The following is a 22,411-nucleotide window of genomic DNA, read 5'->3' on the forward strand; positions in this document are numbered from 1 at the left end:
TTAATCATAACTATAATCACATCCACCACTCCCAATTGGTGAACCATCTGGTATTCTTGGTGATGCCTTTAACTTAAATTTATCCGGATGCTCATAAAACTCCTTAATCATAATACTATATTGCATACTTATAGCATCCATTTTTAAACTCGCTTTAGAAATATCGTTAATTGCCTTGTTTGCTATAGCCTTTGTCTGAAAATAGCTTTCATCACTTACTACTAAATTCATTAGATATTTTAAAACATTCACATTGACTTGATGCTGAATTCCTTGTAAATATGAATCATCTTGAGCTACATTAAATGTAGCTTTTAATACAATATCAATAACATCATTTAAACCTAATTGGTTCTCATCCAAACTCTTTTGCAAGACCAAACGATTAGCGCGTTGCGGATGTAATAAATATCTCAATGTCATATTACTTGCCGTATTTGCAGCGCTCAAAGGGTCAAAAGCCACACCCGTTTTTCCTTTAAAAGATTCACGTGTTCTATGATAGTCGTAGGCTCTAGGCGGAAATAGATTTAATTTATTTATTGGAATTGCTAAAGCTTGATTATCAAGCGTTTTAATAATAGCATCTAAAGTTTTTCTTTGTATATTAACATCAATAGATTTTGAGGTTAACTGCCCATCTCCTTTAACAGCATAATTGTAATCTAAACCACCAATAACTTTAGTAGCCGCTTCCACCTGATAGCGATGATAAAAATATAAAGGCACAAATACGTCTTCTAAAACCGAATACGGCTCATAACTTTTAATATTATCTTTTGAAAAGTTTGCAATAGCTTGCTCACGTAACTCCAATACATCCTCTAATTCCTCGTACGCCATTTTACCATTATCCCATAAGTGCGCTATGGCATGTGCACCTCCAGAAGCTCTGGCATCTGAATCGGTTATAAACCGTAAACCATCATCCTGGGCCTTTTTCAATATGTTATGTAAAGCCTTTTTTTCATCCGTTTGTTTATCAAATTCAGAATAACTATAGGCTACTGTGACCTTATCCCAATCTCCTATTCCTTTGGCATAAGCCTTGCTAAAATCTATCTTGCCATTCTTCAATGTAATTTTAGGATGTGGGTAATCCATTACAGAGGCTCTGTTGTTTGTACTCGCTGCAAAATTGTGTGTAAAGCCTATGGTATGCCCAACTTCATGAGCGCTCAACTGTCTAATTCTGGCTAAAGCCAGCTCTAACATAGGTTGATAGTTATCATCACGCTCAGCAAACGGCCTTTCCATTAACGCTTGAGCAATCATAAAATCCTGACGAATACGCAAACTTCCCAGACTAACATGACCTTTTATAATCTCGCCTGTTCTAGGATCAACAACACTTCCTCCATAACTCCAACCTCTTGTGCTTCGATGTACCCATTGAATGACATTATAACGGCAATCCATTGGGTCTGCGTCTTTTGGCAGCATTTTTACCTGAAACGCATCTTTAAAACCAATAGCTTCAAAAGCGTCATTCCACCATCGCGCACCATCTAATAAGGCAGATCGCACAGGTTCTGGTGTGCCTGGATCTAGATAATAAACGATTGGGTTTTTAGCTTCACTTTTATTTAATCTGGGATTTTTCTTTTCTAAACGATGACGAATAACAAATCGTTTTTTGATAGCCTCTTGAATTGGAGTTGCATAATCCATGTACGACATAGAAATCGCACCGCTACGCGTGTCAAAAACCCTTGGCTTATAATTATCATCAGGAAGCTCTATAAATGAGTGATGTTGAATAACCGTCACTAATGTAGCCGTTGGTGTTACACTTCGTAAATTTCTACCCGTTGGTTGCCCCTTAAAAGTAAGCATAGCTTCAAATTCTATGTTCTTCGGAAAAGCCTTAGTGCGCTCCAATGCTAATGCGCTTTTTGAAGCATCAATCTTATAACTACCTTCTTTATTTTCCTTCAATCGATACGCAACTCCATGTGCATCTTGCATTAAAAATGGTGTAAGATCTACAATGTAATCACCATCTTTTTCAGATAAAATCTTAAACCCAAATAATACAGATTTGGCAAAGGCCTGCTCAATACTTTTTTTTTCAAGTTTATTATCAGTATTAGCACGGTATTTTAAATTTGGCTGAATAAGCAACAATTTATTTCCTGCCTTTTCAAAATAAACCAAACGCTTATTACCCAATTGTCCTCTATCTAAACCAATATCATTGCTCCCAATACCAGAAGCCAGAGAATTAACATATAGAAACGCTTTATTTAGATTTTTAACCTTTAGGTAGATTTTGTCTGTACTTTCTTCATAATAAAAATCAAAAAAACCATCGTAAGATTTAAGATCCTTTTTATCAAGGATTTGTGCTGAAAATTGAAAACTGACAAATAATAAAGCTAAAGCGAAGTATAGTTTTTTCATATTCAATTTATTGGAAGATAAAACTACGGAAATTCTAAAACTATTTTAACTCAAAAACCCATTAATAATACCTTAAAATTCAATCAGGTCTTCACCATTAACACGTAGGTATTTTAGCTTTTTGTCTTTAGGGATCTGAGGTTGAAAATACACTCTGGCCTGGCGCCCTTTTTTAGATTTTATCTTAAGCTCATAATCGTCACAATTCTTCATATTTAGTCCATTACCAGCACATAAATACGCATTATACACATTATCATCTTCATCAACGATTTGAAATTGTCTTAAATCAAATATTATCTTCGCATTGGTTTTGTTCTTAATTTTAAACCATAAAAAAATTGATTTATAGCCTTTTTTAGCTTTTTCATAGATCGCACCTCCACCTCCTGTAGTACCAACATCAACCATTTTAGTCTTAGAATAACTAATGACTTTAAAATCTATAGTGTTTGATAATTCATAAAATTTGCGTTCATACTTTTCTTGTGAGGCAACCATTAATGGAAGCAATAAAAAGATTACAAATAAGTGTTTCATAGTTTAGGTTTTATATAATATCTTAAAGCTATGCTTTTTAATTGTAACCGCCATAAATTTCTTAAAAAATGATATTTAAAATTATGGCACTATACTATCGCATCTTATATTTGCAGAAATACTTCAATTTATGATAACATCAGATCAAATAAAAAACCTTAATTCCCGTCTAGACACACTTAGACAGTATCTTTGACTTAGATGCCAAACTCATAGAAATTGCCAACGAAGAAGAGCAAACCTTTGACCCAAATTTCTGGAACGATTCTAAAAAAGCCGAACAGGTCATGCGGTCTATTCGTGAGAAAAAAAGCTGGGTTAACGACTATAATTCTGCTAAGACACTTTTTGAAGATCTAGAGGTTATCTACGAATTCTATAAAGAAGACGAAGCTCCAATGGAAAATGTTGAAGCACGTTTTGAAAAGGCTGTAAATGCTATAGAAAAGCTGGAATTCAAAAATATGCTTTCTGAAGAAGGTGACAGTTTAAGTGCTGTATTGCAAATTACGGCAGGTGCTGGCGGAACCGAATCTTGCGATTGGGCAAGTATGTTGATGCGTATGTACCTTATGTATGCCGAAAAAAGTGGATTTAAAGTTAAAGAGCTTAACCATCAGGAAGGTGATGTTGCTGGTATAAAAACAGTGACTTTAGAAATCGAAGGAGAATATGCTTTTGGCTGGTTAAAAGGGGAAAATGGAGTGCATCGTTTAGTTCGTATTTCACCTTTTGATAGTAATGCCAAACGGCACACAAGTTTTGCATCAGTATATGTATATCCTTTGGTTGATGATTCTATAGAAATAGATATTAATCCATCAGACATAGAAATTACAACAGCACGTTCTAGTGGTGCTGGTGGACAAAACGTTAATAAGGTAGAAACCAAAGTGCAGTTATTACACAAACCTACTGGTATACAAATACAATGCTCAGAAACACGTTCGCAACACGATAATCGCGCCAGAGCACTTCAAATGCTGAAGTCGCAATTGTACGAAATAGAATTGCAAAAACAAATGGCGCAGCGCGATGATATCGAAGCCAGTAAAATGAAAATTGAATGGGGAAGTCAGATACGCAATTACGTTATGCACCCTTATAAGTTAGTAAAAGATGTACGTTCTGCGCACGAAACCGGAAATGTAGATGCGGTAATGGATGGTGATATTGAACCTTTTTTGAAAGCCTATTTAATGATGATGGGACAAAAAGAAGATTCGGCATTATAATTGTTAATTAGAAATGCATAAGAATAGTTTAATAAAGACGGAAAAACATATTACGAAATAAAAAACATAATCTATGACTATGATTAAGATATACCACAACCCAAGATGCTCAAAGTCCAGGCAAGGATTAGCGTTACTTGAAGCCTCTGATAAGGATTTTGAAATCATAAAATATTTGGATAGGACACCTACCGAAAGTGAATTATTAGAAATCATTAAACTATTAGGTATTTCGCCTATAGATCTAGTTCGTAAAAACGAAGCGATTTGGAAATCCAATTATAAAGGAAAAACACTTAGTGACAAACAGATCATTACGGCTATGGTTACCCATCCTAAATTGATAGAACGACCAATAGTAATTAACGGAAACAAAGCGGTAGTTGGCAGACCACCAGAAGCCATATTAACGATTATATAGAATAAAAGCATACAAAAAATTAAACTTTAGAACTCATGAAAAAAACGATAATAATCGCATTTGCCTTAGTATTAGGATTTAGTACTTATGGACAAGTCCGCAGAGACCGCATGGGTAATCCTGTTACACCTAGCGAACCTTCAGAAAAAGAAATTGCCAAGCGTAAACAAATGATAGAAGAACGAAGAAAAGAGTATATCGCTAATTTTTTAACTACACTAGAAGCTGATGAGTTTCAAAAAGAAATCATTAAGCAATCCCTTGATAGTTTTTATGAGGCAAAGATCGGCATTTTAAAAACCCGATATGAGCATAGTATAGACCGTAAGGATGCTATAAAAAAACTCGTAGACACGCATTTTGTTGAGCTCGAAGAACTTATTTCAGAAAACGACATGATTAAGATAAAGGATCTGGCAACTGGTAAGTTTGATGAAAGTGAAGTGAAGAAAAAAAACAAGAAAAAGAAAAAACGCAAAAAAAAGAATAAAGACAAAGGCTAGTCAACAGTTAGCATAAAGATGATATAGATTTTGCTTTAACATAAGATTAACCATATACAACACAAGTAAATCTATTTTTGTGCGTCTAAAAGTCATTAAGCACAATTACTTGTAATGAAATTAAATCTATTTACCCTACTCTTTATATGTTTCTCAATTTCTATAGCCTCTGCCCAAAAGCAAGTTAAAATAGAAGGTACTGTTGTTGAAGATGGCACAAACATTCCTCTGGAATATGCAACTATAACCTTTAAAACTACAACAGACAATAGTATAGTAACTGGTGGAATTACAGATAGTAAAGGTAAATTTAGTGTCCATGTCGCCGCTGGGACCTATCATATTTACGTAGAATACATTTCCTACAAAACCAAAGAATACTTAAATAAAACCCTAACCCAATCGCTTAATCTAGGTACGGTTAGTTTAGCACTCGATGTAGAATCTCTTGGTGAAGTAGAAATTATTGCCGAGCTCACCACTGTAGAACTAAAGCTCGATAAAAAAATCTATAATGTGGGTAAGGATTTAACCGTAAGTGGTGGTACGGTAAGTGATGTTCTGGATAACGTTCCATCAGTTTCGGTAGATGTAGAAGGTGTCGTATCGTTAAGAGGTAATGACGATGTTAGGATTTTAATTAACGGGAAACCTTCAGGATTAGTAGGGCTGAATTCTACGGATGCCTTACGTCAATTACCTGCCGAAGCCATAGAACGTGTTGAGGTTATTACCTCACCATCGGCACGATACGATGCTGAAGGCTCTGCAGGTATCTTAAACATTATATTAAGACGCAGTAAACTGCAAGGGCTTAATGGGGCTATAACCCTTAATGGAGGTTATCCATGGCAAGCCGGAATCTCAGGAAATATCAATTACAGAACCGGAGATATTAACCTCTTTAATACCACAAATTACAACTACAGAGAATCTCCAGGAAATGCACTTAATGAAACTGAGTTCTTCAATGGTGATGAACCCAGCACCTTTTTAGAGGAAGATCGTGAGTTTGATCGCGTTAGAAAAGGCTATAGTACCAATACAGGTATTGAATGGTATATTAATGACACAAGCTCCTTAACCGCAACCTTGGTGTATAGAGATAGTGATAATGAACGTAACACTTTTAACCGTACGCTGGAGTTTGATGCCAACAATACCCTTCTCAATACCACCATCCGAAGAGACCCAGAGTTTGAAGACGATAAAACCGTGCAATATGCTTTAAGCTACGACAAGCAGTTTAATGGTGATAGTCAACATAAGTTAACCCTCGATTTTCAGTACGAAGACAGTGACGAATTAGAACGCTCCAGAATTAACCAAAATGGTTTTGATGTAGAAAATGTAGAAACCGACGAAAACCAAAACCGCTTATTACTGCAGGCAGATTATGTACAACCCATCAATGAAACTGGGCAGTTTGAAGCAGGTTATCGTGGTGAGTTTTTTGATTTACTCACCGACTATTTGGTAGAAACAAGTTTAGATCAGGGCAATACCTTTGAGGTCAATACCGACCTTAGTAATTCTCTGGACTTTAAACAGCAAGTGAATGCGTTTTATGGGCAGTATGGCGATAAGATTGGTGAAAAGTTTTCGTATTTACTAGGCTTACGTTACGAAGGTACACGTATTACAATCGATCAGGTGACCAGTGGCGATTTTGACAAAAAAGAATACCACCAGTTATTCCCTACGGTGAATTTAGCCTTTGAACTCTCTGAGGACGAAAATATTACCATAGGTTATAACAGACGTGTAAGACGACCACGCTCACGCTTTATCAATCCCTTTCCATCCCGAAGTAGTGCCACCAACCTATTTCAGGGAAATCCCGATTTAGACCCAAGTACCTCTAATGCTTTTGATATTGGCTACTTTAAAAAGTTTAGCAAGCTATCGCTAACGAGCTCTGTATACTTTCAACGCGCTAAGGACGCCTTTAACTTTGTGGCTTTAGAAACCGATAACTTCTATATTTTTGAAACCAACCAAACGGTAAATATTAACGATCCTAATTTTGACCAGCTCAATGAAGATTTTGATTTGGTGCCAGTGATACGACGTACACCGATTAACTTAGCGACCAATGACCGTTTTGGTATGGAGTTTACCCTCACCTACCGACCAACACGCAAATGGAACCTCAATGGTAATTTTAACCTCTTTAACTCCAGTACACGTGGAGATTTTGAAGGGCAAAACTTTGATGCCGATAACCTCAGCTGGTTTATACGCCTTAACAATAAATACACCTTACCTGGTGATATTGATTGGCAAACCCGATTGTTTTACCGAGGCCCAAGAGAAACTGCCCAAAGTAAAAGCCAGGGGATTTTCTCAACAGACTTAGCGTTTAGCAAGGATCTGTTTAACGATAAAGCCTCTATAGCGTTTAACATTAGAGACCTGTTTAATTCCCGCAAACGCCGTAGTGATAATTTTACAGATACCTTTGATAACTACAGTGAGTTTCAATGGCGTGTGCGCTCCTATAATTTAGCTTTTACCTACCGCTTTAACCAAAAGAAGAAACGCCAGCGTAATGGTCGCGGTAATGGTGGTGAGGATTTTGATTTTGAGGGGTAAGAACCTTTTTTAATCACTTAGCAAAGAATCACAGGATTTTACCCTAGAGTTTATTATAGTTCTCGTTATAGGGTTTGTATATATCCCTTCATAAATAGGGTGTTCACCTGCGTCTGTAAAAAAATCAATTTTATTATTATGCCTTGTGTAATGTATTATAGGTTCATCACCAATGAAGAATATTGAATCTTTACATACCTCTATTTTTATAAACCCTTTTAATACAGCTTCATCTAATTTCTTCTCATTATCCAAACCAGAACATCTTATTTTTTCGTAATGATTATCAACCCATATCATGCAATTTTTTTTATAATATTTAAGAATAAATAAAACTGCAACAATTAATAATATCAAACAGCTTAGAGAAGCTACCTTTTTTATTTTATCTAATTTCTTTTCTAGTTCATTGTTCTTTTCGATAAGAATAATTTTACCTTTTAGATTCTCTGAGTTCGAACAATATGCTACAAAATCGTTAAAGCCCATATATATGCTTAATGAATCTAAATTATAATTATATGGTTCTCTCCTATCTTTTTCTCGATTCAGTATATATCCATTATAATATCGAGTTAAAGTTCTTTGGTCTATGTTAACGATTGGTTCGAGGAATTTAGACAATCCGTAAGCTCTATTTTTTTTTGATTTCCTTTTCGCTTTATCAAATACAAGCAACATTAAACCTTTGATTTGTTCTTCTTTATTTAATTCCTCCATATTATTTAATTTTAATTAAATCCTTGAAAATTAAGTGTTTAAAAATTAAAAAATCAGATATCAAAAAGATGTCATTAGTCTGTCAATAATAATTTTTCAATTCTTCATTTAATTCGCTTTAGAATCAATTCTAGTTATGCCTTGCTAACATAACTAATGTACAAAATTGATTGCTACGGAAAACCGTAAAAGTGATATCAAAGTAGTTGTCTGGGAAGCTTCTATCAAATATTACGATACGTCTTTCTACTTCCCAAAACGAAACGAATGTTTAACCCAAAAGGGTTGCACAAAAACTTATCTGAAATACTTCGGACAGCAACCTTTTTGCCAAAATTTTAAATTATGAAAAGAGTAATTTATCTACTCGGTATCTTTTTGATTGCATTAAACTTTAGTTCATGCAATCCTGAGAGTTTAACCGACGAAGTTGCACCGCTAGCCTGCTGTGGTGAAGGTGAAGAAATTCCACCTCCACCACCTCCACCAGACCCGGATCCAAATGATCCACCAGGTGGAACAGGTGGTTAATAAAAATTAGTTATTATTTTAGAGGAATGAAACCAATCAAAACTTCATTCCTCTTTTTATATCTGATTTTCTCTTCATATGGTTTGGTCTGTAGTGACCTTAACTCTCAAACTTATATTGATAGCTTAAGTCATTATAGTAGCTTAGCACTAAAACCAGAAAAATCAGATGACTTATTCAAAGCGTTTGAATATTTTAACTCTAGTTATAAAAAGGCCATTAATCAAAAAAAATATAATGCGGCTATTAATTTACTTTATTATCAATCAAGTATCGAATATAAAAAAGGTGCTTATGAAGAAAGTGAAAAAACTGCAGTTAAAGGTTTAAACCATATTCACGAAATGAATATAACACCCTATACTATATCAATAAAAAAAAGTTTTTACAATCTCTTAGGTTTAATTTATATAGAAAAATTCGACAAAATTAAAGCGATTGAACTATATAATAAAACCATAGAGTTTGCGGAATCAATTGAAGATACAATTAAAGTTTATAATAATCTGTCACTTGTATTTAAAAATCATAATGAATATAACAATGCTAAGGATGAGCTTTTAAAAGCTTATGCACTTCTTCCTAGAACAAAAGATACTCTTTTGAAGGCTACTATTTACGATAACTTAGGCTATACTTATTCGAAAATAGATAAGGTGAAAGGGCTAACTTTAATGCAGAAAGCTTTGAGCATAAGAAAATTTAAACAAGAAAAAATTAAAGTTTATACCAGTTATAATCATTTAGCAAAATACTTTCATAACGTTAATGATACTGTCCAAGCTATTGAATATGCATTAAAGAATTATGAGTTAGCTAATGAACTTAATTCATCATCTTATAGATTAGATGCTCTAAGCTTGTTAGTTGATTTAAAAAGGCACGAATTTGTTGATCAATTTAAGCTTTTGAGTGACAGCATATCTAAAGTAGAGAAACAAGAGTTAAGTAGGTTTATGCTAGTCAAATATGATTATTCAGAATTTAAAAGAAAAGCATTAGAAAGTGAGTTAGAAAAAGAGCAACAAGAATCTAAAACTATCATTGCTTTTTTAATAGCTTTATTTATACTAATACTATCTTTATTCTTATATTTTGTTCTGAAATCCAAACACAAAAAAGACAAAATTAAAGAGGCTTACCAAAAAGAAACAGAATTATCTAAAAAGGTACATGATGAATTGGCTAATGACATGTCTGACCTTATGAATTTTGTAGAAAATGATATAGAAGTTACCCAAACTAAAAAATCACTGCTTTTAGACAATATCGAAGATATCTATATGCGTACAAGAGATATCTCAACAGAAACCGGAAGTATAGATTTGGTTAACTTTTCAGAGAGCATTAAACATCTTTTGATGCAGCACAACAAAAAAGACACAAAAGTGGTTACCAATAATATCAATGCAATAGATTGGCAAAACGTATCTGAACATAAAAAAGTAGTCATCTATAGATGCCTACAAGAGCTGCTTGTAAACATGAAAAAACACAGTAAAGCCAAAGTGGTTAGTGTTGTATTTAAGAATCATAATAAGAAAAAAGAAATTCGTTATGTAGATGATGGCGTGGGTTTCTCTCCAGAAGAAAAGAAGCTTAACGGTCTGGCAAATGTGGAATCCCGTATTAAAAATATTCAAGGAACATTTAATTTCATAACTTCAAAAGGAAATGGTTTTAAAGCCACTTTAAAGTTTAATAACTAAATACTTCTTATGTTTCAAAACGTTTTAATTGCTGAAGATCAGAATACAATTAATAAAGGTGTAGAACGTACATTAAATGAGTTAAACATCCCAAATATTGCCACAACGCAATACTGCGACGATGCACTTCTTAAACTTAAAGCTGCCTTTCGAACAGATCAACCTTTTGACCTTTTAATAACAGATTTATCTTTTAAAGCAGATCATAGAGAAAGAACATTAAAATCAGGTGAAGCTTTAATAGAAGCTGTTAAAACCATTCAGCCCAACTTAAAGATTGTTGTATTTTCTGTGGAGCATCGTATAGGTAAGATCAAGAATCTTATAGATACTTATGATATAAATGCATATGTTGAAAAAGGACGTGAAGAATCTATAGAATTGAAAAAAGCAATTCATACTATTCTCGAAGATAAAATGTATTGTTCGCCTAGCATAGCACAATTACTTCGTAATGTCGATGATATCTCACAGACCGATCAATATGACGAGTTATTATTACAACTCTTAGCCAAAGGCTTAAAAAGAGAGCAAATTGCCAATTACTTCCAAGAAAAAGATTTCCCTGCACGTAGCCTCAGTAGTATTGAAAAACGTATCAATAAACTCAAAGTTCTTTTTGATGCGCATACTTCAGAACAACTTGTTGCTATCGCCATTGACAGAGGTTTAATCTAAACCATTTTATAAAAATTTTAATTGACTATGGTATACCGTAAGGAATAGTTATGCTATGGATTTAGATTTGGATATTATAAATCTTATAAGACTAAAATTATGGCAAAATTAGGAACAATAATATTAGACGGGTGTTCTAGTAAAACTTATGAATTTAGCATCTATTCAATAGACACAAATTTTAAACAACTTGGAGGTATATATTATATAAGTAGAAGAGAAAACAAAAATCATACACACATATACCTTGGTATAACAGAAGACTTATCAACAAGATTTGACAATCATCATAAACAAGATTGTTTTGACGAAAATGAAGCTAATTGTATTTCAATTCATTTAAATGAATCAGAAGAAGAAAGAGAACTAATAGAGAAAGATATTTTATGCAAATATAATTTTCTTTGTAACGATACAAATAATTAAAAAATAAAATTATGGCAGTTAAAAACACAGAAACAGGAGAAGTACACAAAGGTTATAAAGGTGGAGAAACTGGATGCGGTTTTGATACTTCAGCCAGTCATTGGGTAAGTTCTAATGAACGAATCACATGTGATAAAGATGGATGCAAAAATTAAACACCTTTTGAATAAAATTAAAACAATTGAAATATGCCTTGGTATCTCTGGATAATATTTTTTATAAGTGTCATCTTTATTTTTACCTATATCTCTAACGAGAATAAAAGAAAACGTCTAATGGAAAAGTATAATGATGAAAATCTTGTACAAAAATTAATGATAGGCTCTTTTTGGCAAGGACAAACTAAAGGGCAACTCATAGATTCTTTAGGAAAGCCAAAAGGTGTTAGTGAACAAGTATTAAAAACAAAGAAAAAAGAAACTTGGAAATATCATAAAACAGGAAATAATCGATATGCTTTAAAAATTTTCATTGAGAATGGAATAGTTACTGGTTGGGATCAAAAATAAAGTTTGAACCTAATTAAGTATTCTCAATCTTAAAAAAAAACAAAGCCTTACGGAATTCCGTAAGGCTTTGTTTTTTAATGGGTTTATGTTTGAATAAGGAAAACAAATAATTAAGATCAAAATGCAAAACGTAGAGAAGTTATTAGAGATTGTTCAAGTCTCTTGTATAAATAAGGATTTTGTCGAATATGACTATCAAGAGTTTATTACTTACAAATTTATTATACATAATAAGTCAACAAAAACAATAAGAGCCGTAAAGGGGAGTATCACATTTAACAACATCTTTGATGAAGAAATACAAACATTAAAATTTGTATATGATCAGTCTATCAAACCCGAAAAGCAAGCAAAATATGATGCGACAACTGAATACAATCAATACATTGAAGAGGATAAATCGCTAAGGGACAAAAGTTTAAAAGACTTAAAAATTGTCTGGAGACCTGAGAAGATCATTTTTGAAGATGGATCTACCATAGAATAAATTACACAACTATGGGCTTCAGATTTCAAAAACGAATAAGACTTGGTAAGCGGTTTGGCATTAACATCAGTAAATCTGGCATCACACCAAATTATAAAACTAAGAGAGGTTCTTTAAGCTCAAAAGGTTATTCCATCAGAACTGGCATTCCAGGTCTAAGTTACAGAAAAACATTTTCTAAATCGTCTAAGAGCGGGTGCTCTGTTTTATTGTTAATAGCTATGAGTCTTACAACAATACTATTACTAATCAAAATTTAAATATATGGGTTATCGAAAAGGTTATTATAAAAAAGATGGGACATATGTACAAGGGCATTATGTTAATTCTAGAAGTAAGAAACTTTACAATAAAAAAGATAAAGGAGGATGTCTTAGTGCCATATTAATAGTAATGTTCTTTGTTTTTATTTCATGTACTGAGGATTCTAAGTGTAGCAGCAAAACATGCTCTGATTTTGCAAACCAATCAGAAGCTCAATCAGTATTTGATAGTGATAGAGATTGCTACGAAAATCTAGATGCAGACAATGATAATATTGCTTGCGAAAACTTATCAAATTAAATACATATGATATCTACTGAATTAAAAAGTCATTTTTTGAGACTCTATTTAATTGCATTTTCAGATGACAATTTTGATGTTTTAGAAATGCAGATGCTTTATAGGTTTGCACAAGAACGTGGTGTTACCAAAGAACAATTAGATAATATACTTCTAAACCCTTCTCATAAGCCAAGTATACCTGAAACTCTTGAAGAAAAAATAGAATACCTATATGATTTAGCACTTATGATTTGGGCAGATAGTGTTGTAACAGATGACGAAAGAGTTACACTTAAAAAGTATTGTCTAAAATTTGGTTTTATCGAAGAAAACATAGAGGAATTATGTCAATTCCTTTTAGATAATGCTGAGGAAAAATTACCAAAGGAAAAACTAATTGAACTCTTAAAAGAATAGTGTATGAGTCCACTAAAAAAAATCTTTAAACTCAAAAATAAAGAGCAACAAAATGTTGAAAAAGAGTCTGAAGAAGATATCAAAAAGATAAAACTCACTTTTTTTGAAAGTGGGTATGGATCGTCTAAACAAGCCGAAGGCAATCATAGAGTCTTTAAGGCATGTCTTCAAAATGTATATATGGATTACAAAGGTAAGTGTAGAGAAAATGAAAAACTTCAGAATGAATTAAAAGCGCCATATGTAGAAGAAAAAGGAAAGCAAGAAATAGAACTAAAAAAACGCAAAACTGCTCTAGCACTATTCGAAGAATCGATAGCAGAAAAAGAAAAGAAAATAATATCACTTAAAAATGATATGGTAGAAGTAAAAAGAGATCCAGAAAAATATGGACTTGAAGTTGACAAAAAACCAAAAGCACAATTTTATTTAGGTCTAATAGTACTAGTACCAATTACATTTTACCTATTAGTATTTTATATATCTGCATCATTCTCTGCTTTCTTTAAGAATTTCGACACCGAGGAATTAACATCTGCTATATTTGATGGGCATGCACTTTCAAAGGCAATCCAAGATGGTTGGCTAGAAGGTGTATTTGTTGCAACAATCCCATTTGCTTTTATGGGGTTAGGCTACTTAATTCATATGTTTCAGAAGCATAAAAATTGGCTTTCTTATTTTAAAATTGCTACGCTATTTATTGTCACATTTATATTTGACGCAATTCTAGCATATCAAATAGAAAAGAAAATTTATGAGATTCAAAAAACACCTGACTCGCCAGCTTTTGATTTATCTATAGCATTTTCATCTGTAGAGTTTTGGGGAATTATTTTTGCAGGATTTATTGTTTATATAATCTGGGGATTAGTATTTGACTTTATTATGAAAGAGTATGATAATTTTGACAAAATAAAGTCCTTTATAAAAACCAAACGTGAAGATATTATCAATTGCCAATCTAATATTTCAAAAATAATTCAAAAACTAAATCCAATAAAAGAGGAAATATCAGGCATAGAGGGGAAAATTAATGATTTACAAAGAACAATTGATGGTTTTGTATTCTCAAATAAACATTACTTAACCTACCATGCAGAATATGTAAAAGGATGGTTTTTAGCTATTACTGATAATTTTGATGCATTAAAAAGGCGAGAAGAATTGCTTTCTAAATGTCAAGAAGTTGAACTCAAACATTTACAAGAACATAATATTGATAATGAAGATTACGAAGGCAGATTATACAAACTTGTAAATTAAAAATTATGAAACATTTTCGCTTATTACTATCATTAACTTTAATACTCACCTCTTGTGAAGAAACTAAGAGTAAATCAATAACAGTAGAAGAAGAAACAATAAAACTCTCACCTAATAGACCTAACCTAAATATTAGTATTCTAATCGATTTATCAGATAGAATAAATCCAAAAAAATATCCCAATCCAGCTATGGAGTATTTTGAAAGAGATTTAGGTTACATCCATTCTATTGCTAAAAGCTTTGAATGGCATGTTAGAAACAAAAGGAGTATAAAAATCAATGATCATATTCAACTTTATATAGATCCTGAACCATCTGACAGTAATCTCAACGAAAAGATTAATTCCTTAAATATCACATTTACAAAAAATAATGCTAAGCGAGAAGTAATAATGAAAACCTCAGCATTATATGATAGCATTTCAAAGCAGATTTATAGATCCGCAATTGAAGATAACAATTATGTTGGTTCTGATATATGGGGATTTTTTAAAACAAAAGTGGAAGATTTCTGTTTACAAGATGAGCATCGCAACATTCTAGTTATATTAACAGATGGTTATCTATACCACAAGGACGCAAAACTAAAAGAGGATAACCTTACTTCATATTTAACTCCACAAGATATTAGAAATTTTAAGCTAAATAAACCTGATTGGAAAGATAAAATACAAGATCTAGACTTTGGATTTATATCTACTAAAAGCAACTTGAAAGAATTAGAAGTTTTGGTTTTAGGAATCAACCCTGATCCTAAAAACCCTTACGAACAAGATGTTATTTTTCAATACTGGAAAGATTGGCTAACAAAAATGAATGTTAAAGATTTTGAAATTAAAACTGCTATTTTGCCTGCAAACATGGATAAAATCATCAAGGATTATATACTGAAAGAGTAATAAAAACTGAGACAAATTAGAATACGTAACTTTACAAAAAACAAGAATGAATATTAATGAAACTCAAATACGAGTTCCTGTAGAGTAATGGTATGTATAAATATTGGTTAGTTTTCTTATTTTTAATAATAGTCGCATTTAGTAATAATTCAGAACTGGATAAAAAAGAAACTATCATTGGCAAAGTTGTAGCTATAACAGATGGTGATACTTTTAAACTACTAACCAAAGATTCTACTTTAATAAAAGTAAGATTAGCCAATATCGATTGCCCAGAGCGTAAACAGCCCTTTTCCACTATAGCAAAACAATTTGTATCTAATGCTATTTTTAGTAAAACTGTAAAGCTAAACGTATTAAAAAAAGATCGATATAGACGCTATATCAGTAATGTTATCTATGATGATTCTTTAAGCCTATGCCATGAGCTTGTAAAAAACGGCTTAGCTTGGCATTATAAAAAATATTCCAAAGATTCCGTTTTACAAGCTTTAGAGGATAATGCCAGAAGGAACAAATTAGGACTTTGGCAAGATAAAAACGCTATGGCCCCTTGGGAATGGAGAGACCTAAAAAAGAAAAAGTCTAAACAATGAAATCGCTTAAAATAGTTGTTCTTTTTATAACATTATCCATAGGATACTCTATATCAGCGCAAACTGTTTACACAACTAAAACTGGTGAGAAATATCATAAAAATAGTTGTCGTTATCTCAAATACTCAAAAAAGGAAATCAAATTAGATGAAGCAAAAGCATTGGGCTATAGCGCTTGTAAAGTATGTAAACCTACAGCGAATAACACAAAAAAGAAATCAAATGCTACGTCTCTAACTTCAAAAAAAGAAAACAAAACTACTACTTCAAAAAAAGTAGTCGCAAGTCAATGCACCGGAAAGACAAAAGCAGGTAAACGATGCAAACGAAAAACAAAAAACGCAAATGGTCGATGTTATCAGCATTGATAAACCACCACTAACCTCAAACCAAATACAAAGCCTCTTTAAAACGAATAGCCTTATAATCAGTAATCACCATATTAGCTTTAGAATAATCCTGTCCAGAAGAATGTGGGCTTTTAAAGCCTACACAAAACACACCAGCACGATGTGAGGCTAAAATACCATTGGTAGAATCTTCGATCACCATACATTCGGTTTTAGAAAAGCCTGTATGTGCTGCGGCTTTTTCAAAAATCTCGGGATGTGGTTTGGATTGTTTAAGATCAGCTCCACTAAACTTCCCCATAAAATAGGGATTGAGATCAAAGCGCTCAAAAATACGGTTAATGTTAATCATGGATGCCGATGAGGCGACGACCAACTTTAAGCCATTGCTGTGGTAGTCTTTTATGAGGTCTAAGACACCATCGATTAACTGTAAGTCCGTATCGTTTTCAAACAGGTATTTAAAATGCAGGCGCTTTTGTTTTACCAGATATTCTGGTGTGTAACTCAAATGAAAATGGCTTACAATACGTCTACAAATAGTAATGGTAGATTGCCCTGTAAAAGAGGCGTATAAGGCTTCATCTACAGTAATATTTACATCAGAAAACATCTTAAAATAAGCTTTTCGGTGTAGTGGCTCGGTGTCTACAATAACACCATCCATATCAAATAAAACAGCTTTGAGCATTGAGTTACTTTTGTTTTGGCGAAGATAAAAAGTTTATGTCATTACGAGGACAAGAGACGAAGTAATCTTTTGTTTTGTACCTTCATTTTGTCTTGAAACAAAACGAAGTAAAAATTCAAAACGATTTTTAGGAAATTACCAAGGTACCATTCGCTAATGCATTAATGTTTTAGAATTGTTTTCAACTGTAGACTTCAATCCTTGTGTCGTTTTCAAAAATTTGTAAGTGGCTCATTATTTCTTAAAATCGTTGCTTCCGACGCTGTCGGAATTTCAAGTGTGATGGTGGTTTGAGGAATGATTAAGCTGTCAATTGATTACAATACTTTGAAGATATTGCTTCGTCACTCATTCTTCGCTTCTCGCAATGACGACTTCATTTTAAAATTTCACAACTTATGATCAATAATACTCTGAACAACTTCAGGATTCAATAATGTACTGGTATCTCCAAGCTGATCGGTTTCATTACAGGCAATTTTTCTAAGAATACGACGCATTATTTTACCGCTTCGGGTTTTTGGTAGCCCATCTGTAAATTGAATTTTATCGAGTTTGGCTATGGGTCCTATACGATCAGTAATCAATTGGTTAATCTCTTTGCGTACATTATCATGGTCTCTGGTTTCACCAGCGTCTTTTAATGTAATATAGCCATACATGGCATTGCCTTTAACATCGTGCGGAAAGCCAACAATCGCAGACTCTGCAACGGCTTGATGCTCATTAATGGCATCTTCTATAGGTGCGGTTCCTAAGTTATGACCCGAAACAATGATGACATCATCTACCCGACCTGTAATTCTGTAATACCCGACTTCGTCTCGCAATGCTCCATCACCTGTAAAATACATATTATCAAATGCCGAGAAATAGGTGTCTTTATAGCGTTGGTGATTGCCCCATATGGTTCGTGCTATAGAAGGCCATGGAAATTTAATACACAAGCGCCCATCAACCTGATTGCCTTTTATCTCTTGCCCATCATCATCCATAAGTGCTGGTTGAATACCAATAAACGGTAGCGTTGCATAGGTCGGTTTTGTTGGTGTGGAAAACGGTATAGGCGTAATCATAATGCCGCCGGTTTCTGTTTGCCACCAGGTATCTACAATTGGGCTCTTCTTCTTCCCTACGTTATCATTGTACCAATGCCAGGCTTCTTCATTTATAGGTTCGCCTACAGTGCCTAAAACCTTTAATGAGGATAGATCGTACGTATCTACAAATTCGGTGCCTTGTTTGGCCAAGGCTCTAATTGCCGTTGGTGCCGTGTAAAACTGTGTGATTTTATGCTTTTCTACGATTTCCCAAAAACGTCCAAAATCGGGATAACTTGGTACTCCTTCGAACATTACAGTTGTAGCTCCATTAGCCAGTGGTCCGTAAACGATATAACTGTGACCCGTGATCCAACCAATATCTGCCGTACACCAATACACATCATCTTCTCTATAATCGAATACATTTTTAAATGTGTAAGCCGTATAGACCATATAACCTGCTGTGGTATGCATCATCCCTTTGGGCATGCCAGTAGAACCCGAAGTATACAAAATAAAAAGTGGGTCTTCGGCATTCATAATTTCTGCATTGCAATCTTGATAGGCTTCATCTAATAAAGGTTGTAACCAATAATCGCGACCCGCTTTCATAAATACTTCAGAATTAATACGTTTTGCTACCAAAACGGAAGCAACACCATCACAATTTTCTAATGCTTCATCTACAATACCTTTTAAATCCAAGGTTTTTGCACCACGATAAGACCCATCGGAAGTGATTACCATTTTGGCATCGCAATCATTAATTCGAGTTGATAATGCTGTAGATGAAAACCCTGCAAATACCACAGAATGTATAGCTCCTATTCTTGCGCAAGCCAAAACTGAAACAGCCAACTCAGGAATCATAGGCAAATAGATACAAACACGATCTCCTTTATTTATGCCTTTCTCCTTCAGTACATTGGCAAACTTACAAACACGCTCATGCAGTTGCTTATAACTTATGTGCTCTGCTTTTTCTTCTGGATTATTGGGCTCAAATAAAATGGCAGTTTTTTCACCTCGGGTTCTTAAATGCCGATCCAAACAATTCTCAGTAATATTAAGTTGTGCACCTTCAAACCATTTGACTTCGGGTTTTCTAAAATCCCAGCTTAAAACCTTATCCCATTTTTTTCTCCAATAGAAATGCTCTTCGGCAATTTCTTCCCAAAATTGTTCGGGTTGGTTAATCGATTTTTTATAAACCTGAAAGTACTCTTCAAACTGTTTGATGTGATAGTTGCTCATCTATAATGTATTTGATTTCAATTTAGCAAAATATTTTTTTGATTCGGTAATCACTTTTGGTGCTAAAAGTATTGTAGCCATCATCGTTGGAATGGCCATTAAGGCAAATACGCCATCAATGAGATTAATCATCATACTTAAACTTGTAGTGGCACCAAGCAAAATACTTAAAATATAAAAGTAATTATAGTAATGCTTTTTATCGGCTCCAAAGAGAAATGCCATACATTTTGTACCATAATACGAATATGAGAACAAAGAACTCATACTAAATACAGCTATACAAATCAGTAGAGCATATTTACCATAGGTAGGCATAACACTTGCGAATGCGGAAGCTGTAAGACTCACACCATTATCTGAAGTGGTTTCCCAAACACCTGTAACCAAAATGGCCAATGCGGTCAATGTACAAACGATAAGCGTATCTATAGCAGGTCCCAGCATTGCTACTAAGCCTTCTCTTACAGGTTCATCAGTTTTTGCAGCTCCATGTGCCATAGGTGCTGTGCCGATGCCTGCTTCATTTGAAAACGCCCCACGTTTTACACCGTGCAAAATCAAAGCCCCCAATACGCCACCAAAAACAGTATCGTTTTTTGGATAGTAATTCCCTGCAAATGCATCTGTAATGATGAGTTTTAAATAATACATTAAGACATCACTGTGAGCAACCAAAATTATAGTAACCAAAATAAAGTACAATACAACCATACCAGGTACTAAGCGCGATGCCACATTACCTATGCGTTTTATGCCTCCTATAATGACTAAGGCTGTTATACTAACCAACACAATACCTATGTATAAATTAGATGTAAAACTGACTTCTATGCCATTAGGCGTTAATAAAATATCATTTAAAGCTTGTGTTAATTGATTGACATTGAATACAGGCAAAGCACCAAGTAAGCCACAGAGACTAAAAAATACAGCTAGAGGTTTCCAGGCCTTACCTAAACCTTCGGTGATAAAATACATTGGCCCACCTTGAATATTGCCAACACTATCCTTTCCTCTATATAAAATGGCTAAAGTAGACGTGAAAAACTTGGTAGACATTCCTATAAGTGCACTTATCCACATCCAAAAGACAGCACCAGGCCCTCCAATAGAAATAGCTACGGCAACACCAGCAATATTACCCATACCCACTGTTGCCGACAAGGCAGTAGTTAAAGCCTGAAAGTGTGAAATTTGACCGGGATCATTGGGGTCATCATATTTTCCTCGAAGTACAAAAACAGCATGACCTAAGTATCGAAATGGTAAAAACCGCGAACGAATAAGTAAATATAAGCCTCCACCAATGAATAATATCATGAATGGAAAACTCCATGCTAAAGCAGAAAAGTCTTTGAGTAGTTGATCAAGAAATTCCATAGGTTATAAATGTACTAAACCCATGAAACTTATGGTAATTTTATTACGGATTTAAAAAATTAAATCGCTAATTCTAGATGTTTGTTTAAACTTGTTTTTGAGACTAAGACACGAGTCGTGTTACTATTGGCTTTGCTTTTTTTTTCTCTATAAGACTAGCCGTCAGTTTATTGTATGCTTCATCTACAGCATCATTTTTATAAACAAATAGCTTCTTTTTATTTTCTCTTTTCCAGCTTCCTTTAATAGCTGCTTTTTCATCTATTAAAGCTTCTACCACAGGCATATTCTGACAAATATCTTTTAGATGTATATAAGTGATATTCTTTAAGAGCTTGGTTTTTTCAGTAAATTCAAAATAGAATGCAATAAGTTTATCTATAATTTCTTTATTTTTTTCACTGTCTACGTTAAAGTCAAAAGCACGGAGATCAACACCTACCTTATCTTTCCAGAAGAATTCTAAAGGTATATCGAAATGAAATTTTAGCATATTGGCCTTATTCCAATAGTTAATCACAGAAGTTATCCAAGACGAAGGCGATCTTAAAACACATATGTATTCTAAATCTTTAGCCGTTTCATTGTTTACCAATTCGTCAATATAAGCACTCCATGAACCCGAACATTCTAATTTTAAGTCTAAATAATTCAATCGCTTGGTAAAATACTTGTCAAAATCTTTATCTAAAGCTTTATACGAGGCATAATGAATGGGCTCGTGCTGAGAGATTTCTGGATTAAAAGAGCTGGATAAGTAAGTCGTCCCCGTTTTGTAAGGTGAAATACAATAAACAGTCTTACGGTTGGCATGCTTTGAGTTAGGAGATCTCATTTTTAGCAATACCAGCCTACCTTCAATATCTCTTATAAGTCTGCCTAAGCGACTTTTAAGTAAAGAGAATTTAAATTTTTCTGAAATAGTCATGGTTCGATTTGGTTTAATTGCATTATCATTTTTAATATGTGCTCATACTGTATCGTAGGTTGTTTGTTTTATACAAATAATACATAACACAATAAATTAAATGATATACAAATTGTAATATTACGCTGACAAATAATTAAAAAAACCTCAGTTAACATCATTTATTCGATTAAAGTCATTGATTTAGAGCTATATGACGTTATTATTAACAAAAATTGCTAATAATTGTGAAGGTTTTATCCTACAACAACTGTCAGTTTTTTAACATTTTTGATAAA

Annotated in this window: 25 protein-coding genes; 18 read left to right on the forward strand and 7 right to left on the reverse strand. The window is 33.5% G+C overall.

Annotated features, from left to right (window positions below; genetic code table 11):
- Both Q0912_RS16260 and Q0912_RS16265 read right to left on the reverse strand, forming a co-directional pair.
- Complete coding sequence (locus Q0912_RS16260; protein WP_299117077.1) at positions 1-2,403, reverse strand: zinc-dependent metalloprotease; 2,403 nt, start codon at positions 2,401-2,403, stop codon at positions 1-3.
- Between the two features lie 72 nt (positions 2,404-2,475).
- Positions 2,476-2,943 carry a hypothetical protein gene (locus Q0912_RS16265; protein WP_299117079.1) on the reverse strand — a complete coding sequence of 156 codons (468 nt, stop codon included), beginning with the start codon at positions 2,941-2,943 and terminating at the stop codon, positions 2,476-2,478.
- A gap of 130 nt (positions 2,944-3,073) precedes the next feature.
- Here Q0912_RS16265 and prfB point away from each other — a divergent pair.
- The 4 genes from prfB to Q0912_RS16285 all read left to right on the forward strand — a co-directional run bounded on the left by prfB (position 3,074) and on the right by Q0912_RS16285 (position 7,697).
- Positions 3,074-4,178 (forward strand): peptide chain release factor 2 gene (gene prfB, locus Q0912_RS16270; protein WP_299117081.1). Its coding sequence is split into 2 segments (ribosomal slippage): positions 3,074-3,136 and positions 3,138-4,178, totalling 1,104 coding nucleotides; the frame shifts between segments, so codons are not numbered across the junction.
- A 79-nt stretch (positions 4,179-4,257) separates the two neighbouring features.
- On the forward strand, positions 4,258-4,599 hold the full coding sequence (gene arsC / locus Q0912_RS16275) for an arsenate reductase (glutaredoxin) (protein ID WP_299117083.1): 342 nt from the start codon (positions 4,258-4,260) through the stop codon (positions 4,597-4,599).
- A gap of 35 nt (positions 4,600-4,634) precedes the next feature.
- Positions 4,635-5,102, forward strand: coding sequence for a hypothetical protein (locus Q0912_RS16280; protein ID WP_299117085.1), 468 nt, complete (start codon positions 4,635-4,637; stop codon positions 5,100-5,102).
- Between the two features lie 114 nt (positions 5,103-5,216).
- A complete protein-coding gene (locus Q0912_RS16285) occupies positions 5,217-7,697 on the forward strand; it encodes a TonB-dependent receptor (protein WP_299117087.1) in 2,481 nt (826 codons plus the stop codon).
- A 9-nt stretch (positions 7,698-7,706) separates the two neighbouring features.
- On the opposite strand, the gene Q0912_RS16290 is transcribed toward Q0912_RS16285, so the two are convergent.
- Positions 7,707-8,417 (reverse strand): hypothetical protein, encoded by a 711-nt coding sequence (locus Q0912_RS16290; RefSeq protein ID WP_299117089.1) that lies wholly within the window; start codon positions 8,415-8,417, stop codon positions 7,707-7,709.
- 345 nt (positions 8,418-8,762) lie between these two features.
- Here Q0912_RS16290 and Q0912_RS16295 point away from each other — a divergent pair, with 345 nt between their 5' ends.
- From Q0912_RS16295 to Q0912_RS16360, 14 genes are all read left to right on the forward strand, one after another.
- Positions 8,763-8,948, forward strand: coding sequence for a hypothetical protein (locus tag Q0912_RS16295; protein WP_299117091.1), 186 nt, complete (start codon positions 8,763-8,765; stop codon positions 8,946-8,948).
- Positions 8,949-8,974: 26 nt separating this feature from the next.
- Positions 8,975-10,657 carry a tetratricopeptide repeat-containing sensor histidine kinase gene (locus Q0912_RS16300; protein WP_299117093.1) on the forward strand — a complete coding sequence of 561 codons (1,683 nt, stop codon included), beginning with the start codon at positions 8,975-8,977 and terminating at the stop codon, positions 10,655-10,657.
- A 9-nt stretch (positions 10,658-10,666) separates the two neighbouring features.
- Complete coding sequence (locus Q0912_RS16305; RefSeq protein WP_299117094.1) at positions 10,667-11,335, forward strand: response regulator; 669 nt, start codon at positions 10,667-10,669, stop codon at positions 11,333-11,335.
- A 99-nt stretch (positions 11,336-11,434) separates the two neighbouring features.
- Positions 11,435-11,761, forward strand: coding sequence for a hypothetical protein (locus Q0912_RS16310; RefSeq protein WP_299117095.1), 327 nt, complete (start codon positions 11,435-11,437; stop codon positions 11,759-11,761).
- An 11-nt stretch (positions 11,762-11,772) separates the two neighbouring features.
- Positions 11,773-11,916: a hypothetical protein gene (locus Q0912_RS16315; protein ID WP_299117096.1), complete on the forward strand. Its 144-nt coding sequence runs from the start codon at positions 11,773-11,775 to the stop codon at positions 11,914-11,916.
- 33 nt (positions 11,917-11,949) lie between these two features.
- Positions 11,950-12,270, forward strand: coding sequence for a hypothetical protein (locus Q0912_RS16320; RefSeq protein ID WP_299117097.1), 321 nt, complete (start codon positions 11,950-11,952; stop codon positions 12,268-12,270).
- A 121-nt stretch (positions 12,271-12,391) separates the two neighbouring features.
- Entirely contained in the window at positions 12,392-12,757 is a 366-nt protein-coding gene (locus Q0912_RS16325; protein ID WP_299117098.1) for a hypothetical protein, read from the forward strand.
- 11 nt (positions 12,758-12,768) lie between these two features.
- Complete coding sequence (locus Q0912_RS16330; protein WP_299117100.1) at positions 12,769-13,017, forward strand: DUF4236 domain-containing protein; 249 nt, start codon at positions 12,769-12,771, stop codon at positions 13,015-13,017.
- Between the two features lie 4 nt (positions 13,018-13,021).
- On the forward strand, positions 13,022-13,321 hold the full coding sequence (locus tag Q0912_RS16335) for an excalibur calcium-binding domain-containing protein (protein ID WP_299117102.1): 300 nt from the start codon (positions 13,022-13,024) through the stop codon (positions 13,319-13,321).
- Between the two features lie 6 nt (positions 13,322-13,327).
- Positions 13,328-13,720 (forward strand): hypothetical protein, encoded by a 393-nt coding sequence (locus Q0912_RS16340; RefSeq protein WP_299117104.1) that lies wholly within the window; start codon positions 13,328-13,330, stop codon positions 13,718-13,720.
- A gap of 3 nt (positions 13,721-13,723) precedes the next feature.
- Positions 13,724-14,986 carry an ABC transporter permease gene (locus Q0912_RS16345; RefSeq protein ID WP_299117106.1) on the forward strand — a complete coding sequence of 421 codons (1,263 nt, stop codon included), beginning with the start codon at positions 13,724-13,726 and terminating at the stop codon, positions 14,984-14,986.
- Positions 14,987-14,991: 5 nt separating this feature from the next.
- Positions 14,992-15,888: a hypothetical protein gene (locus Q0912_RS16350; RefSeq protein WP_299117108.1), complete on the forward strand. Its 897-nt coding sequence runs from the start codon at positions 14,992-14,994 to the stop codon at positions 15,886-15,888.
- 92 nt (positions 15,889-15,980) lie between these two features.
- A complete protein-coding gene (locus Q0912_RS16355) occupies positions 15,981-16,484 on the forward strand; it encodes a thermonuclease family protein (protein ID WP_299117110.1) in 504 nt (167 codons plus the stop codon).
- Positions 16,481-16,852 (forward strand): hypothetical protein, encoded by a 372-nt coding sequence (locus Q0912_RS16360; protein ID WP_299117112.1) that lies wholly within the window; start codon positions 16,481-16,483, stop codon positions 16,850-16,852. The genes Q0912_RS16355 and Q0912_RS16360 overlap by 4 nt, the downstream gene beginning before the upstream one ends.
- A 16-nt stretch (positions 16,853-16,868) precedes the next feature.
- On the opposite strand, the gene Q0912_RS16365 is transcribed toward Q0912_RS16360, so the two are convergent.
- The 4 genes from Q0912_RS16365 to Q0912_RS16380 form a co-directional block, all read right to left on the reverse strand.
- Entirely contained in the window at positions 16,869-17,525 is a 657-nt protein-coding gene (locus Q0912_RS16365) for an HAD family phosphatase (protein WP_299117114.1), read from the reverse strand.
- A gap of 389 nt (positions 17,526-17,914) precedes the next feature.
- Positions 17,915-19,822 carry an acetate--CoA ligase gene (gene acs, locus Q0912_RS16370; RefSeq protein WP_299117116.1) on the reverse strand — a complete coding sequence of 636 codons (1,908 nt, stop codon included), beginning with the start codon at positions 19,820-19,822 and terminating at the stop codon, positions 17,915-17,917.
- On the reverse strand, positions 19,823-21,205 hold the full coding sequence (locus tag Q0912_RS16375) for an alanine/glycine:cation symporter family protein (protein WP_299117118.1): 1,383 nt from the start codon (positions 21,203-21,205) through the stop codon (positions 19,823-19,825). It lies immediately after the preceding gene.
- Between the two features lie 103 nt (positions 21,206-21,308).
- A complete protein-coding gene (locus tag Q0912_RS16380) occupies positions 21,309-22,133 on the reverse strand; it encodes a hypothetical protein (RefSeq protein ID WP_299117120.1) in 825 nt (274 codons plus the stop codon).
- Positions 22,134-22,411 lie beyond the last annotated feature (278 nt).

This window comes from uncultured Winogradskyella sp. (assembly GCF_947498345.1).
Taxonomy (GTDB): domain Bacteria; phylum Bacteroidota; class Bacteroidia; order Flavobacteriales; family Flavobacteriaceae; genus Winogradskyella.